Origin of the sequence: Anoxybacillus ayderensis (assembly GCF_000833605.1) — a bacterium.
Lineage (GTDB): Bacteria > Bacillota > Bacilli > Bacillales > Anoxybacillaceae > Anoxybacillus > Anoxybacillus ayderensis.
Map to the genome: position 1 here is coordinate 42,507 of NZ_JXTG01000014.1, position 13,615 is coordinate 56,121.

Annotated in this window: 20 protein-coding genes and 1 rRNA gene; 19 read left to right on the top strand and 2 right to left on the bottom strand. The window is 40.9% G+C overall.

Annotated elements, in window-relative coordinates:
* The first annotated feature begins 35 nt into the window (after positions 1-35).
* From JV16_RS11260 to JV16_RS11340, 17 genes are all read left to right on the top strand, one after another.
* A complete protein-coding gene (locus JV16_RS11260; protein ID WP_003397689.1) occupies positions 36-686 on the top strand; it encodes an adenylate kinase in 651 nt (216 codons plus the stop codon).
* Positions 686-1,432, top strand: coding sequence for a type I methionyl aminopeptidase (gene map, locus JV16_RS11265; RefSeq protein WP_042535889.1), 747 nt, complete (start codon positions 686-688; stop codon positions 1,430-1,432). The genes JV16_RS11260 and map overlap by 1 nt, the downstream gene beginning before the upstream one ends.
* A gap of 98 nt (positions 1,433-1,530) precedes the next feature.
* Positions 1,531-1,749, top strand: a complete 219-nt coding sequence (gene infA / locus JV16_RS11270) for a translation initiation factor IF-1 (protein WP_003247618.1) — start codon at positions 1,531-1,533, stop codon at positions 1,747-1,749.
* 30 nt (positions 1,750-1,779) lie between these two features.
* The gene (gene rpmJ, locus JV16_RS11275) at positions 1,780-1,893 is read left to right on the top strand and encodes a 50S ribosomal protein L36 (protein WP_000868344.1); all 114 of its coding nucleotides are present in this window, start codon (positions 1,780-1,782) and stop codon (positions 1,891-1,893) included.
* Positions 1,894-1,915: 22 nt separating this feature from the next.
* Positions 1,916-2,281, top strand: a complete 366-nt coding sequence (gene rpsM, locus JV16_RS11280; protein ID WP_003397691.1) for a 30S ribosomal protein S13 — start codon at positions 1,916-1,918, stop codon at positions 2,279-2,281.
* A gap of 25 nt (positions 2,282-2,306) precedes the next feature.
* On the top strand, positions 2,307-2,696 hold the full coding sequence (gene rpsK, locus JV16_RS11285) for a 30S ribosomal protein S11 (protein WP_003397692.1): 390 nt from the start codon (positions 2,307-2,309) through the stop codon (positions 2,694-2,696).
* A gap of 168 nt (positions 2,697-2,864) precedes the next feature.
* Positions 2,865-3,809, top strand: coding sequence for a DNA-directed RNA polymerase subunit alpha (locus JV16_RS11290; RefSeq protein ID WP_003397693.1), 945 nt, complete (start codon positions 2,865-2,867; stop codon positions 3,807-3,809).
* Between the two features lie 60 nt (positions 3,810-3,869).
* The gene (gene rplQ, locus JV16_RS11295) at positions 3,870-4,232 is read left to right on the top strand and encodes a 50S ribosomal protein L17 (protein WP_003397694.1); all 363 of its coding nucleotides are present in this window, start codon (positions 3,870-3,872) and stop codon (positions 4,230-4,232) included.
* Positions 4,233-4,345: 113 nt separating this feature from the next.
* Positions 4,346-5,200: an energy-coupling factor ABC transporter ATP-binding protein gene (locus JV16_RS11300; protein WP_021095324.1), complete on the top strand. Its 855-nt coding sequence runs from the start codon at positions 4,346-4,348 to the stop codon at positions 5,198-5,200.
* Positions 5,158-6,027, top strand: a complete 870-nt coding sequence (locus JV16_RS11305; RefSeq protein WP_021095323.1) for an energy-coupling factor ABC transporter ATP-binding protein — start codon at positions 5,158-5,160, stop codon at positions 6,025-6,027. Before JV16_RS11300 ends, JV16_RS11305 begins: the two co-directional genes overlap by 43 nt.
* A complete protein-coding gene (locus JV16_RS11310) occupies positions 6,024-6,821 on the top strand; it encodes an energy-coupling factor transporter transmembrane component T family protein (RefSeq protein WP_042535892.1) in 798 nt (265 codons plus the stop codon). Before JV16_RS11305 ends, JV16_RS11310 begins: the two co-directional genes overlap by 4 nt.
* 15 nt (positions 6,822-6,836) lie before the next feature.
* On the top strand, positions 6,837-7,577 hold the full coding sequence (gene truA, locus JV16_RS11315; protein WP_042535894.1) for a tRNA pseudouridine(38-40) synthase TruA: 741 nt from the start codon (positions 6,837-6,839) through the stop codon (positions 7,575-7,577).
* 146 nt (positions 7,578-7,723) lie between these two features.
* Complete coding sequence (rplM, locus tag JV16_RS11320; protein ID WP_021095320.1) at positions 7,724-8,158, top strand: 50S ribosomal protein L13; 435 nt, start codon at positions 7,724-7,726, stop codon at positions 8,156-8,158.
* Between the two features lie 22 nt (positions 8,159-8,180).
* A complete protein-coding gene (rpsI, locus tag JV16_RS11325; RefSeq protein ID WP_003397701.1) occupies positions 8,181-8,573 on the top strand; it encodes a 30S ribosomal protein S9 in 393 nt (130 codons plus the stop codon).
* Between the two features lie 90 nt (positions 8,574-8,663).
* Positions 8,664-9,068: a DUF2521 family protein gene (locus JV16_RS11330; RefSeq protein ID WP_042535896.1), complete on the top strand. Its 405-nt coding sequence runs from the start codon at positions 8,664-8,666 to the stop codon at positions 9,066-9,068.
* A 55-nt stretch (positions 9,069-9,123) separates the two neighbouring features.
* Positions 9,124-9,822 carry an N-acetylmuramoyl-L-alanine amidase CwlD gene (gene cwlD / locus JV16_RS11335; protein WP_042535897.1) on the top strand — a complete coding sequence of 233 codons (699 nt, stop codon included), beginning with the start codon at positions 9,124-9,126 and terminating at the stop codon, positions 9,820-9,822.
* 79 nt (positions 9,823-9,901) lie between these two features.
* Positions 9,902-10,906, top strand: a complete 1,005-nt coding sequence (locus JV16_RS11340) for an Mrp/NBP35 family ATP-binding protein (RefSeq protein ID WP_021095317.1) — start codon at positions 9,902-9,904, stop codon at positions 10,904-10,906.
* A 73-nt stretch (positions 10,907-10,979) separates the two neighbouring features.
* Here the strand turns inward: JV16_RS11340 and gerD are convergent, their stop codons facing one another.
* Positions 10,980-11,576 carry a spore germination lipoprotein GerD gene (gene gerD / locus JV16_RS11345; protein WP_035063339.1) on the bottom strand — a complete coding sequence of 199 codons (597 nt, stop codon included), beginning with the start codon at positions 11,574-11,576 and terminating at the stop codon, positions 10,980-10,982.
* A gap of 131 nt (positions 11,577-11,707) precedes the next feature.
* On the opposite strand from gerD, the gene JV16_RS11350 reads away from it, so the two are divergent.
* Positions 11,708-12,304: a KinB-signaling pathway activation protein gene (locus JV16_RS11350; RefSeq protein WP_021095315.1), complete on the top strand. Its 597-nt coding sequence runs from the start codon at positions 11,708-11,710 to the stop codon at positions 12,302-12,304.
* 16 nt (positions 12,305-12,320) lie between these two features.
* Here the strand turns inward: JV16_RS11350 and pdaB are convergent, their stop codons facing one another.
* The gene (gene pdaB, locus JV16_RS11355; protein ID WP_021095314.1) at positions 12,321-13,082 is read right to left on the bottom strand and encodes a polysaccharide deacetylase family sporulation protein PdaB; all 762 of its coding nucleotides are present in this window, start codon (positions 13,080-13,082) and stop codon (positions 12,321-12,323) included.
* A gap of 282 nt (positions 13,083-13,364) precedes the next feature.
* On the opposite strand from pdaB, the gene JV16_RS11365 reads away from it, so the two are divergent.
* Positions 13,365-13,615 (top strand): 16S ribosomal RNA (locus tag JV16_RS11365); the annotation flags it as partial.

Genomic DNA, 13,615 nt, shown 5'->3' on the forward strand with positions numbered 1-13,615 from the left:
TCTACCTCATATAGAGAGCTGAGGGGGAGAAATTGATGAATTTAGTATTGATGGGACTGCCGGGAGCTGGAAAAGGCACACAGGCAGAGAAAATCGTTGAGAAATACAAAATTCCTCACATTTCTACTGGGGATATGTTTCGAGCAGCGATGAAAGAGGGAACAGAGCTCGGTTTAAAGGCGAAATCATATATGGATCGCGGCGATCTTGTTCCAGATGAAGTGACAATCGGCATTGTTCGTGAGCGTTTAAGCAAGGACGATTGCCAAAACGGTTTTTTGCTTGATGGGTTTCCGCGAACAGTTGCTCAAGCTGAAGCGTTAGAAACGCTTCTTCAACAATTGAACCGCTCCATCGACTATGTCATTAACATTGAAGTAGATAAAAACATTTTAATGGAACGTCTAACAGGTAGACGCATTTGTAAAGAATGCGGAGCAACGTATCATCTCGTATTTAATCCGCCAGCACAAGCCGGTGTTTGTGATAAATGCGGTGGAGAGTTGTATCAACGTGCAGATGATAACGAAGCGACAGTAGCGAACCGTCTTGAAGTCAATATGAAGCAATCCCAGCCGTTGCTTGATTTTTACGCGGCGAAAGGGTATTTGCGCAACATTGACGGACAACAACATATTGATCAAGTGTTTGCTGACATTTGTGAATTACTTGGGGGCTTACAATAATGATCATTTGCAAAACCCCGCGTGAAATTGAAATTATGCGTGAAGCTGGCCGAATTGTTGCGTTAACTCATCAAGAGTTACAAAAATATATCGAGCCAGGTATAACGACAAAAGAGCTCGATCATATTGCTGAAACGTTTATTCGCAAACATGATGCAATTCCTTCGTTTAAAGGATATAATGGATTTCGTGGGAGCATTTGTACGTCAGTAAACGAGGAGCTCGTTCACGGCGTCCCAGGAGACCGTGTGCTTCGCGAAGGAGACATTATTAGCATCGATATTGGCGCAAAGTACAATGGATACCATGGTGATTCGGCATGGACATATCCAGTCGGAGCCATTTCAGAAGAGGCGAAAAAGCTTTTAGAAGTGACAGAGCAGTCATTGTATCGTGGATTGGAAGAAGCGAAACCTGGCGCACGGTTAACGAACATTTCCCATGCGATCCAAACATACGTTGAAGCGCATAACTTTTCCGTTGTGCGTGAGTATGTCGGACATGGAATTGGTCAAGACTTACATGAAGATCCGCAAATCCCACATTACGGTCCGCCAAATAAGGGACCGCGGTTAAAGCCAGGCATGGTTCTGTGCATTGAGCCGATGGTGAATGCAGGAACCCGTTATGTTCGCACGTTAGAAGATAATTGGACAGTCGTCACAGTAGATGGCAAGCTTTGTGCTCATTTTGAACATACGATTGCGATTACTGAGGCGGGATATGAAATTTTAACAACACTTTGAACGCTTTAACCTTCTTTGCGGATGCGCATCGTAAGCTGTAAACTGGTCGTGTTAGTTGAACATGTTACTCATTTCAAAAAAGAAGGGAGAGCCGTTCAATGGCGAAAGACGATGTAATTGAAGTGGAAGGTACAGTCGTTGAAACGTTGCCGAATGCGATGTTCCGGGTGGAACTTGAAAATGGTCATACCGTTTTAGCTCACGTTTCAGGTAAAATTCGCATGCATTTTATTCGCATTTTACCAGGTGATAAAGTAACAGTTGAGTTATCACCTTACGATTTAACACGTGGAAGAATTACGTATCGATATAAATAACACTCCGCACGAACAAGGAGGTAAGTTCTCATGAAAGTTAGACCATCTGTAAAACCGATTTGCGAAAAATGCAAAGTTATTCGCAGACGCGGAAAAGTTATGGTTATTTGTGAAAATCCAAAGCATAAACAAAAACAAGGATAAAACTTGAGGAGGTGTACAAATCATGGCACGTATTGCAGGTGTAGATATTCCTCGTGACAAACGTGTAGTCATTTCATTAACATACATTTACGGAATCGGTAAAGCAACTGCACAAAAAATCTTAGCAGAGGCTGGCGTATCTGAAGACACTCGCGTTCGCGACTTAACAGAAGAAGAATTAGGGAAAATTCGTGAAATCGTAGATCGCTTGAAGGTAGAAGGAGATCTTCGTCGCGAAGTATCTTTAAACATTAAACGTTTAATGGAGATCGGTTGCTATCGTGGTCTTCGTCATCGTCGCGGATTGCCAGTTCGTGGCCAAAATACGAAAAACAACGCTCGTACACGTAAAGGTCCACGTCGTACAGTAGCGAACAAGAAAAAATAATTAAGTAAAGGAGGTTCATGAACGAATGGCACGTAAAACGAATACGCGTAAACGTCGTGTAAAAAAGAACATTGAATCTGGTATTGCTCATATCCGTTCGACTTTTAACAACACAATCGTCACAATTACAGACGTTCATGGAAATGCAATTTCTTGGTCAAGTGCAGGTGCGTTAGGCTTTAAAGGCTCTCGTAAGTCAACTCCGTTCGCTGCACAAATGGCTGCAGAAGCTGCTGCAAAAGCATCTATGGAGCATGGCATGAAAACTGTTGAAGTAAACGTAAAAGGTCCGGGTGCTGGTCGTGAAGCAGCAATTCGTGCACTTCAAGCGGCTGGGCTAGAAATTACAGCGATCAAAGATGTTACACCGGTTCCACATAACGGATGCCGTCCGCCAAAACGTCGTCGTGTTTAATTTCTCTGTATAGAATTTGCGTATGTGTCAATAATGGGATATAGTCATTCTTACAGGGAAATGAAAAACAGTTGTTGTGCACATTCGGGAACTTATTCATGGGGGAATTTCGATTGAGCTGTCATCGGTTTAATCGGGGTTTCGACGTTTTGAAGGAGGGTTAAAGGAATGTTGGAAATCGAAAAGCCGAAAATCGAAACGGTTGAAATCAGCGAGGATGCCAAATATGGCAAATTCGTCGTTGAACCACTTGAGCGTGGATATGGTACAACTTTGGGTAACTCCTTACGTCGTATCCTGTTATCCTCACTCCCTGGTGCCGCTGTAACATCTGTTCAAATAGATGGTGTGTTGCACGAATTTTCAACAATTGATGGCGTCGTGGAAGATGTAACAACGATCATTTTAAATGTTAAAAAGCTAGCGCTAAAAATTTACTCGGACGAAGAAAAGACGCTTGAGATTGATGTACAGGGTGAAGGAGTCGTTACAGCTGCGGATATTACTCACGATAGCGATGTAGAAATTCTCAATCCAGACCTTCATATTGCTACTTTGGCAAAAGACGGTCGTTTGCGCATGAGAATGACAGCGAAACGCGGGCGTGGGTATACACCAGCTGATGCTAATAAGCGCGAGGATCAACCGATAGGTGTTATCCCGATCGATTCCATTTATACGCCGGTATCGCGCGTATCGTACCAAGTCGAAAATACGCGCGTCGGTCAAATGACAAACTACGACAAGTTAACGATCGACGTGTGGACAGATGGTAGCATCGGCCCGAAAGAAGCAATCTCACTAGGGGCAAAAATTTTAACAGAGCACTTGAACATTTTTGTGAACTTAACAGATGAAGCACAACATGCTGAAATCATGATCGAAAAAGAAGAAGACCAAAAAGAAAAAGTGCTCGAAATGACAATTGAAGAGCTTGATCTTTCTGTTCGTTCGTACAACTGCTTAAAGCGTGCTGGCATCAACACAGTGCAAGAGCTTGCTCAAAAAACGGAAGAAGATATGATGAAAGTGCGCAACTTAGGCCGCAAGTCGCTTGAGGAAGTAAAAGCGAAGTTAGAAGAGCTAGGATTAAGCTTACGTAAAGATGACTAGTTAAGCGTTTGGTTAACTAGGCATTTTCATGTTAAAAGTGAAATAAAGGAGGGACATCACATGTCTTACAGAAAATTAGGACGCACAAGCTCTCAACGTAAAGCATTGCTTCGTGATTTAGTGACAGACTTAATCATTAATGAGCGAATTGAAACAACAGAAGCTCGTGCAAAAGAGTTGCGTTCTGTTGTAGAAAAAATGATTACATTAGGAAAGCGCGGCGATTTGCATGCACGTCGTCAAGCGGCTGCATTCGTTCGCAAAGAAGTAGCAAACACAGAAACAGGTCAAGATGCGATTCAAAAATTGTTCAGCGATATCGCACCACGTTATCAAGACCGTCAAGGTGGTTATACACGCATTATGAAACTTGGACCACGTCGCGGTGACGGTGCGCCAATGGTAATTATTGAACTAGTTTAATACGTTTTTATAAGGGCGAGACAGTTTTTGAACTGGATCTATGCCCTTTTTTTGTTTTCTTTTTTGTAGTAGAGTAGAGAGTAAGAACATTCAGAAGAGATGAGGAGAGAGTCGTGGAAGTTGCAGTACGTGTGGACGATGTAAGTTTTCAATACGCAAATGAACAAACGTATGCTCTACAAAACATATCGTTTCAAGTGTATAAAGGTGAATGGGTAACAATTGTCGGGCATAATGGATCAGGTAAATCAACATTAGCGAAGTTGTTAATTGGTTTATTGCCACCGACAAGTGGAACGATTCATGTATGTGGAATACCATTAAATGAAGAAACGATATGGGACGTACGTGAGCAATTAGGCATTGTATTTCAAAATCCAGACAACCAGTTTGTTGGAACGACGGTTCAAGATGACGTTGCTTTCGGTCTTGAAAATAGAGGGATACAAAAAGAGGAAATGAAAAAACGCATAAACGAAGCGTTAAAAAAAGTAAAAATGGAAGATTTCATTCATCACGAGCCGCATCGCTTGTCAGGTGGACAAAAACAACGCGTCGCCATTGCAAGCGCCATTGCCCTTCAGCCGAATGTCATCATCTTAGATGAGGCGACATCCATGCTTGACCCGAGCGGGAAAAAAGAAGTTCTTCATGTGATGCAGTCGCTTCGTCGCGAACACGATATGACGGTTATTTCAATTACTCATGATTTAAATGAAGTCGCAAAAGCAGATCGGGTTATTGTGATGAATAAAGGAAAAATTGTGCTCGAAGGAACGCCTGCACATATTTTTTCATACGGGGAGAAATTAGAAGAGATGGGGTTAGACTTACCATTCTCGCTACAACTAAGTCGACGATTGAAGAACAATGGCATTCCAATGACAGCTGATCATTTAACAATGGAGGGGTTGGTGAGTGAATTATGGACATTGTATTCCGCGATGTCGAACATCGTTACCAAATAAATACCCCTTTCGAGAAGCGAGCGTTGTACGATATTCATGTTGATATTCGCAGCGGCTCATATGTAGCGGTAATCGGTCATACAGGGTCGGGCAAGTCTACCCTTTTACAACATTTCAATGGTTTACTTCAACCGACAAAAGGAACCGTCCACCTTGGCGATTATACAATTGTAGCGGGAAAAAAAGAAAAACATTTAAAGCCTTTACGGAAAAAAGTAGGCATTGTTTTTCAATTCCCTGAACATCAATTGTTTGAAGAAACAGTAGAAAAAGATATTTGCTTTGGACCGATGAATTTCGGCATGTCAGAACAAGAAGCAAAAGCTCGTGTTGGCGAGTGGTTAGCGCTTGTTGGATTGCCGGAAGAAGTGCGACATAAATCTCCATTTGCTTTAAGCGGCGGACAAATGCGCCGCGTAGCGATCGCAGGTGTGTTAGCCATGGAGCCGGAAGTGCTTGTGTTAGATGAACCTACGGCAGGATTAGACCCTCGCGGACGAAAAGAAATGATGGATATGTTCGCAAACCTTCAGCGGCAAAAAAAGATGACCATTGTACTTGTGACACATAGCATGGAAGAGGCAGCACGTTACGCGGATGATATTATTATTATGCATCGAGGAACGATTGTTCGAAGAGGGACACCAGAACAAATTTTCCGTAACGTCGATGATTTAATACATCTTGGATTAGATGTCCCTGAGACAGTTTTGTTTCAGCGGGCAATCGAACAAAAATTCGGGATACAATTTCCAGAACCATGTTTGACGATAGAAGACGTCGAACGATCTTTACAAACGTTATTTACTAGGGTGAAGCGTATATGATGAACGGTATGATTATCGGAAAATATGTTCCTGGGGATTCTTTTATTCATCGGCTCGATCCACGTACAAAACTGCTGCTCATGTTTATTTATGTGTTTATCGTATTTCTTGCAAACAACGGATGGACGTATGGAATATTGACTTTGTTTACATGCCTTTTGTTGTTTTTATCACGCATTCCTTTTTCATTTATGATTAGAGGGTTAAAACCTGTTTTGTGGGTCATTGTATTTACTTTTTTTCTCCATGTGCTATTAACAAAAGAAGGACATATCGTTTTTCAATGGCTTGGCATTGAAGTGTACGATAAAGCGATTCAACAAGGGGCGTTTATTTCTTTACGCTTTTTGCTCCTTATTGTCGTCACAACGCTATTGACGTTAACAACAACGCCGATTGAAGTGACAGATGGGATGGAGTCGTTACTTTCGCCGTTAAAAAAATGGAATGTACCTGTTCATGAACTAGCGCTCATGATGTCGATTTCTCTTCGTTTTATTCCGACGTTAATGGAAGAAACCGAAAAAATTATGAAAGCTCAAACCGCTCGTGGTGTCGATTTTTCAAGCGGTCCGTTACAAGAACGAATGAAAGCGATGACGGCGTTGCTCGTTCCGCTATTTATTAGCGCATTTAAAAGAGCAGAAGAGCTAGCTGTCGCGATGGAAGTGCGCGGATATCGTGGTAGTCAAAATCGAACAAAATGGCGCGAGTTGACGTGGGGACGAATAGATACGGCTTTTATGCTTTTCATCGGCTTATTGGCTATTGCTTTATGGTTACTTCGTTCATGAGAAGGAGCGAAAATCATGAGAAGAATAAAATGTACCATTGCATATGATGGTACGCATTTTGCTGGATATCAAATTCAACAACAAAAACGAACGGTGCAGGGAGAACTAGAGCATGCACTTTCCATCATTCATAAAGGGCAATTTGTTCGCGTATATGCGTCAGGAAGAACGGATGCAACGGTTCATGCATATGGACAAGTGATTCACTTTGATACGCCGCTTGCGATTCCAGATGAAAAATGGCCAAAGGCGTTAAATGCTCTTCTCCCGGATGACGTCATTGTCAAAGAAGCAAGTGAAGTACCTCCTTCTTTTCATGCCCGATTTAGCGTGAAAAAGAAAGAATATCGTTACCGCGTCTGGATAGGAGAGAAAAACGTATTTTTACGCCATTATGTATATCACTATCCGTACAAGCTTCATGTCACGGCGATGAACGAAGCGCTTCGTTATGTGATCGGGACGCATGATTTCACAAGTTTTTGTTCGGCAAAAACGGAAATTGACGATAAAGTTCGTACCATTTATGAAGCGGAAGTGATTCAAGAAGGAGAAGAGCTAATCTTCCGTCTTGTTGGAAACGGCTTTTTGTACAATATGGTTCGCATTATCGTTGGAACAGTGCTAGAAGTTGGGCGCGGGGAACGACGTGCTGAAGAGATGAAAACGATTTTGCAACAAAAAAATCGAAGTGCTGCGGGGAAGACGGCTCCAGGTCACGGCCTATATTTATGGCACGTTTCTTATGACAACTAATCCAGGTGTAACATTTTCTTGACATTAGGTTATGAAAGAGATATTATATCATATGGTATGTATTTTAAACCCACGATTAGCCCCGGAAATTAATCGTGTTGAAATAAATATCGTTTGTTTATTTTTTATTTTAGGAGGGAAAACAAATGCGTACGTATATGGCGAAGCCAAATGAAGTAGAACGTAAATGGTACGTTGTTGATGCAGAAGGCAAAACGTTAGGACGTCTTGCTAGCGAAGTTGCTGCAATTTTGCGCGGTAAACATAAACCAACTTACACACCGCATGTTGACACAGGTGATCATGTGATCATCATCAACGCAGAAAAAGTTGAATTAACAGGTAAAAAATTAACAAACAAATTATACTATCGCCACAGCTTACATCCAGGTGGGTTAAAAGTAAGAACAGCTCTTGAAATGCGCACAAATTACCCAGAGCAAATGCTTGAAAAAGCAATTCGCGGCATGCTTCCAAAAGGTAGCCTTGGTCGTCAAATGTTCAAAAAATTGCACGTTTATCGCGGAAGTGAACATCCGCATCAAGCACAAAAACCAGAAGTTTATGAACTTCGCGGATAATTGATTAAAGGAGGGCATTATTTTGGCACAGGTACAATACTACGGCACAGGCCGTCGCAAAAGTTCAGTTGCGCGCGTGCGTCTCGTTCCAGGTGAAGGACGCATTATCGTAAATGGTCGTGACATTCGTGACTACGTTCCATATGAATCGTTAGTGGAAGTTGTAAAACAGCCACTTGTTTTAACAGAAACGTTCGGTAGCTACGATGTATTAGTAAACGTAAGCGGTGGTGGATTTACAGGTCAAGCAGGTGCGATCCGTCACGGTATCGCTCGTGCATTGTTACAAGTTGACCCTGAATACCGTCAAACATTAAAACGTGCAGGCTTATTAACGCGCGATTCTCGTGTGAAAGAGCGTAAGAAATACGGTCTTAAAGGCGCTCGTCGTGCACCACAATTCTCAAAACGTTAATTTCAAAAAATCTCGGCAATTATTTTGCCGAGATTTTTTTGTATGTTCCTTTGTCACATGCAAACAATATACATAAGGAGGGACAGCAAAATGGGAATGCTTACATCATTTACAGCGAAGAAATTAGAAAAACAGCTTACTTATGAACGAAACGTATTGCGGGATCTTTCTTATCGTGAATTGTGTAGACGTGTACATACATATTGGCAACGATATATGATTATTTCTCATGTCATTGAAAACATTTGTATTGACGTTGCGGTTGAAGCGTACTTACTCGGGGCGCATTATAGTCGATTTGCATATTACGGCGAGAAAATCGAAACGGTAAAAAGTCGTTGTATAGATGAGTATGAGCAGCTCATTCATGAGCTACATGAGTACATGAAACAGTGGAGAGATGGAATATACGATGTATGTGCTCGCTATATCGACGTATGGTGGGAAGAGGGAATGGAAAAAGGATTGCGTCGTCAAAAGCTTCGTTTAAAATAACCGTTCTAAATTCTTCTCTTGTCCCATATAACATAAATAGTGGGGAGGAGAAGGGATGAAAATACGCGTTATCGTTCTTTTTATCGTTTTTGTCCTTTTGTTACAGTTTTACGTGTTAAGCGATCGCTCGTGGAAAGCATGGAGCTTACCGTTATCAGGAAAGGTAATCATTCTTGACCCAGGGCACGGCGGCCCTGACGGGGGGGCGATTGGGGGAGATGTAATTGAGAAAGAAATAGCTCTTCATGTAGCGCTAAAATTACGTGATTACTTACAACAACAAGGCGCGCTCGTTCAAATGACAAGAGAAGGGGATTACGATTTAGCAAGCGAGCAAACGAGAGGATATAGTCGGAGGAAAATAGAAGATTTACAACGACGAGTTCAATTTGTTAATGAGTCAGAAGCTAATTTTTTTATTAGCATCCATTTAAATGCGATCCCTTCACCGAAATGGAAAGGCGCGCAAGTGTTTTATTATCCTTCGTTAAAGGAGAATGAACGATTAGCTAAGTTTATTCAACAAGAGCTACGCGGTAATTTGGAAAATACAGACCGATTGGCGAAACCGATTCAAACAGTATATTTATTAAAAAAAGCAAAAAAGCCAGGAGTTTTAGTTGAGGTAGGCTTTTTGTCCAATGAAGAAGAGCGAATGTTGTTATCGTCTCCATCGTATCAAGAAAAGCTTGCCGCTTCGATTTACAAAGGTATTTTACGTTACGTATCAAATGAACGTAATCCTTCTGAGTGAGAAGGATTCATTTTTTTATACAGAAAATTATGTTATATTGAAAGTATGAAACCGAATACATAAGGATTGGTGAGGCGCGATGTTGACAGAAAAACAAGTTGTAGAGCTTCTTGAAACGATTTACGACCCTTTTTTGAAAAAAACGTTTAAAGAAACAGGAGCGATTCAAGAAGTCAAAATAAATGAAGAAAAAGGGCTAGTGAGCGTAAAAATTGCTTTAGCTAAAACTGGGACGGCGGAACAACTTCAAGTGCAACAGACGGTTGTCCAACGTTTAAAAGATGCAGGAGCATCATCTGTTGGGCTTCGTTTTGCTCAATTGCCGTTAGAAGAAAGATCAACGAATGAACCGATTTATTTAGCCATTGCAAGCGGAAAAGGTGGCGTAGGGAAATCAACGGTATCCGTTAATTTAGCTGTTTCGCTTGCGCGGCTTGGTAAAAAGGTTGGGTTAATCGATGCAGATATTTACGGGTTTAGTGTGCCAGATATGATGGGGATTACAGAACGGCCAATCGTCCGTGGAGAAAAAATTATTCCGGTTGAGCGGTTTGGTGTAAAAGTAATTTCTATGGGGTTTTTTGTAGAAGATAATTCACCGGTGATTTGGCGCGGACCAATGCTCGGCAAAATGTTAAAAAACTTTTTTGATGAAGTGGAATGGGGAGAATTAGATTATTTACTATTAGATTTACCTCCAGGCACAGGGGATGTAGCGTTAGATGTGCATACGATGCTTCCGACATCGAAAGAAATTATTGTGACGACGCCTCATCCAACGGCTGCTTTTGTTGCCGCAAGAGCGGGAGCGATGGCGGTTCGGACGAATCATGAAGTTGTCGGTGTTATCGAAAATATGTCATATTTTGAAAGCCAAACAACGGGTGAAAGAGAATATATTTTTGGAAAAGGCGGTGGCCAAAAATTAGCTGAAGAATTACAGACGGACTTACTTGGACAGCTACCGCTCGGACAACCTGACTGGAACGATGATGACTTTGCCCCTTCTGTATATGGTGAAGATCATCCAATTGGAAAAGTGTATATGGATATTGCTAAAAAAATCATCGCAAAGTTACGATGAAGTGGCGTCTTTCTTTGATGATGGATTGTGCATATGTATTTACAAAGGGTGTCCTAGTAATCGAAGGACACCCTTATGCTGTTTGATCCTCGCTCGACCCCTCTTGATCAGGTTTTTTCTTGCCGCCTTGCATTTCTTCTGCTGCTTTCATAAGAATATCTTCAATTTTTGCTTTAAATAGCGGGCTGCTAAATGTCTCTGTAATCACTTTTTGCAAATGGGCGCGAAAATCTTTGTTTTTCATCTCTGTTTGTATTAATTTTTTCATTTCTGGATTTTGCATAATGTCTACAATCATTGCTTGATATTCAGGGTCTTTCATTAGCGCTTTCAATAATTTTTCATGTTCTTCTTTCATGCTTTTCGCGAAATTTTGAGCGAACTTTGGGTCTTCAAATGCTTTTTTCCAAAACGCTTTTCCTTTGTCTGAAGTTAACGTTTCCTCAATCGTTTTTTTTACAACTTCTTGGTCCATGACGAGCTGCTGTTTTACTTTTTCATCGCTCATCACTTCTTGAATCGCTTTTTTTCCTTCATCCGTTTTTAAAATATCAACAACCATTTTTTTCGTTTGATCGTAATCAGGTTGCGCAGGGGTTTTCTCTTGTTGGGCGCACCCTGCTAGCGCTAATACACAACTAAATGCGAGGAGCAAAAATGTTCGATTCATCATCAAGGGCCCCTTTCAACAAGTTTCCTTACTGTTAATATTCAATATTCTTTGCAAAAATATTCGCTAGCATTTTTCTTATTTCGTTGATAGAATTTTGAAAGGGATATTGAGAATTGGAGGGTACACAAGTGAACAGTCGAAAGTGGGTTCAATTGTTTTTTTCAACATTGTTTGTCGGTGGAATAAGTACAGGGATTGTTGGATTTGCTGTGAAGTGGAATGAATACGCACATCTTTTTACATCGTTTGAGATAAAAGAAATTTTATCTGTTCTCGTTTGGCTGATTGGAGTTGGTTTCATTTTTAGCGTCATTAGTCAGATGGGTTTTTTTGCGTATTTAACGATTCATCGTTTTGGTCTCGGAATTTTCCGTTCCGTCAGTTTATGGAATGCGGTACAAATCGTTCTCATTGCTTTTGTTTTATTTGATCTCGTTTATTTTCGTTATCAACTGTTTGCTAAAGAAGGAGAATCAATTGTTAGTTACGTGCTTGTTGCTTTATTCATTTTCCTGTTTGGACTCATTGTTGCATACGTGAAAATGCGTGAAACGAACAAAGAAGCATTTATTCCTGCCTTATTTTTTATGGTTGTTGTTACGGTGATTGAATGGTTCCCGGTATTGCGAATTAATGAAGAAAATTGGTTATATTTAATGTTGTTCCCGTTATTAATTTGCAATGCGTATCAATTGCTTACGTTGCATAGGCTTTTAAGAAAATAAAATGAGGCCTGCCGCCTCATTTTATTTCTTTACTTTTGATATGAGCGTTGTTGACAAGATCGGATATCGTTACGCCCCTATATCCTTCTTTTTTCATCCATATGATAATTTGTTCTAATGCTGAGGCCGTTTGTTTAGCTGAATCTGATGCATGAAGCAGCACAATATCACCGCTTTTAGCGTTTTTCGTGACGTTTTCAACAATGGCATGTACTCCAGGATTAAGCCAATCTTTTGAATCAACACTCCAATGGACGACCGTATGGCCAAAGGAGTGAACAACTTTCAAAACGTTTTTATTAAAATTTCCTGTCGGCGCACGAAGAAAAGGAGTATGTTTAATGCCTAACGTATCAAACACTTTCTTAGCTTGTGCTAAGTCGCGAATAATTTTTCCCCGCTCAAGTTCAGTATAATTTTTGTACTCATAACCCATACTACCGATTTCATGACCATCTTCAACAATTTTTTTTACGATGCGAGGGTGACGTTCCGCCCAAGAAGCAGATAAGAAAAATGTAGCCTTTACCCCGTGTTTTTTTAATACGTTTAAAACAGTTAAAGCATTTGTTTCACCCCAACTAATGTCAAATGTCAAAGCAAGCTCGTTTTTTTTATTTTCGACTTTGTAAATGGCTTTTGGTCCGGGATCGGTAGAAAATACAGATTCGCTTGCAAGTTGTTGAATATAAAAAATAGAGGCTGTGACAAAGGCGATTGATATAATGAGAAGCCATTTTTTAATTTTTTTTCCGTCGAGTATATAAAAAAACTTCAATATTTGTCCCCCCTTGTCCTTTTTATGACCATCTTATGCAAGAAATAACACGATATGATTAATGAATAAATGAGAACATTTTTTTAAAAAATACTGTTGACAATAAAATAAAACGTATGTTAAATTAATAAACGTCGTCAGCAACGAAAAAACGACTGACGATAGAAAAAAGTGATTGACAATAACAAAAAGAAATGTTAGAATAACCAAGCCGTCGTTTGACGGAGATGTTCCTTGAAAACTGAACGAAGCGAAAAGCGTACAAAAGCTAAGGATAACTTTTCTATGGAGAGTTTGATCCTGGCTCAGGACGAACGCTGGCGGCGTGCCTAATACATGCAAGTCGAGCGGACGATTCAAAAGCTTGCTTTTGAATCGTTAGCGGCGGACGGGTGAGTAACACGTGGGCAACCTGCCCTGTAGACGGGGATAACACCGAGAAATCGGTGCTAATACCGGATAACACGAAGAACCGCATGGTTTTTCGTTGAAAGGCGGCGCAAGCTGTCGCTACAGGATGGGCCCGCGGCGCA

Coding starts and splice junctions, on each gene's coding strand:
- JV16_RS11260 (WP_003397689.1), top strand. CDS start 36: ATGAATTTAGTATTGATGGGACTGCCGGGAGCTGGAAAAGGCACACAG.
- map (WP_042535889.1), top strand. CDS start 686: ATGATCATTTGCAAAACCCCGCGTGAAATTGAAATTATGCGTGAAGCT.
- infA (WP_003247618.1), top strand. CDS start 1,531: ATGGCGAAAGACGATGTAATTGAAGTGGAAGGTACAGTCGTTGAAACG.
- rpmJ (WP_000868344.1), top strand. CDS start 1,780: ATGAAAGTTAGACCATCTGTAAAACCGATTTGCGAAAAATGCAAAGTT.
- rpsM (WP_003397691.1), top strand. CDS start 1,916: ATGGCACGTATTGCAGGTGTAGATATTCCTCGTGACAAACGTGTAGTC.
- rpsK (WP_003397692.1), top strand. CDS start 2,307: ATGGCACGTAAAACGAATACGCGTAAACGTCGTGTAAAAAAGAACATT.
- JV16_RS11290 (WP_003397693.1), top strand. CDS start 2,865: ATGTTGGAAATCGAAAAGCCGAAAATCGAAACGGTTGAAATCAGCGAG.
- rplQ (WP_003397694.1), top strand. CDS start 3,870: ATGTCTTACAGAAAATTAGGACGCACAAGCTCTCAACGTAAAGCATTG.
- JV16_RS11305 (WP_021095323.1), top strand. CDS start 5,158: ATGGACATTGTATTCCGCGATGTCGAACATCGTTACCAAATAAATACC.
- JV16_RS11310 (WP_042535892.1), top strand. CDS start 6,024: ATGATGAACGGTATGATTATCGGAAAATATGTTCCTGGGGATTCTTTT.
- truA (WP_042535894.1), top strand. CDS start 6,837: ATGAGAAGAATAAAATGTACCATTGCATATGATGGTACGCATTTTGCT.
- rplM (WP_021095320.1), top strand. CDS start 7,724: ATGCGTACGTATATGGCGAAGCCAAATGAAGTAGAACGTAAATGGTAC.
- JV16_RS11330 (WP_042535896.1), top strand. CDS start 8,664: ATGGGAATGCTTACATCATTTACAGCGAAGAAATTAGAAAAACAGCTT.
- cwlD (WP_042535897.1), top strand. CDS start 9,124: ATGAAAATACGCGTTATCGTTCTTTTTATCGTTTTTGTCCTTTTGTTA.
- JV16_RS11340 (WP_021095317.1), top strand. CDS start 9,902: ATGTTGACAGAAAAACAAGTTGTAGAGCTTCTTGAAACGATTTACGAC.
- gerD (WP_035063339.1), bottom strand. CDS start 11,576: ATGAATCGAACATTTTTGCTCCTCGCATTTAGTTGTGTATTAGCGCTA.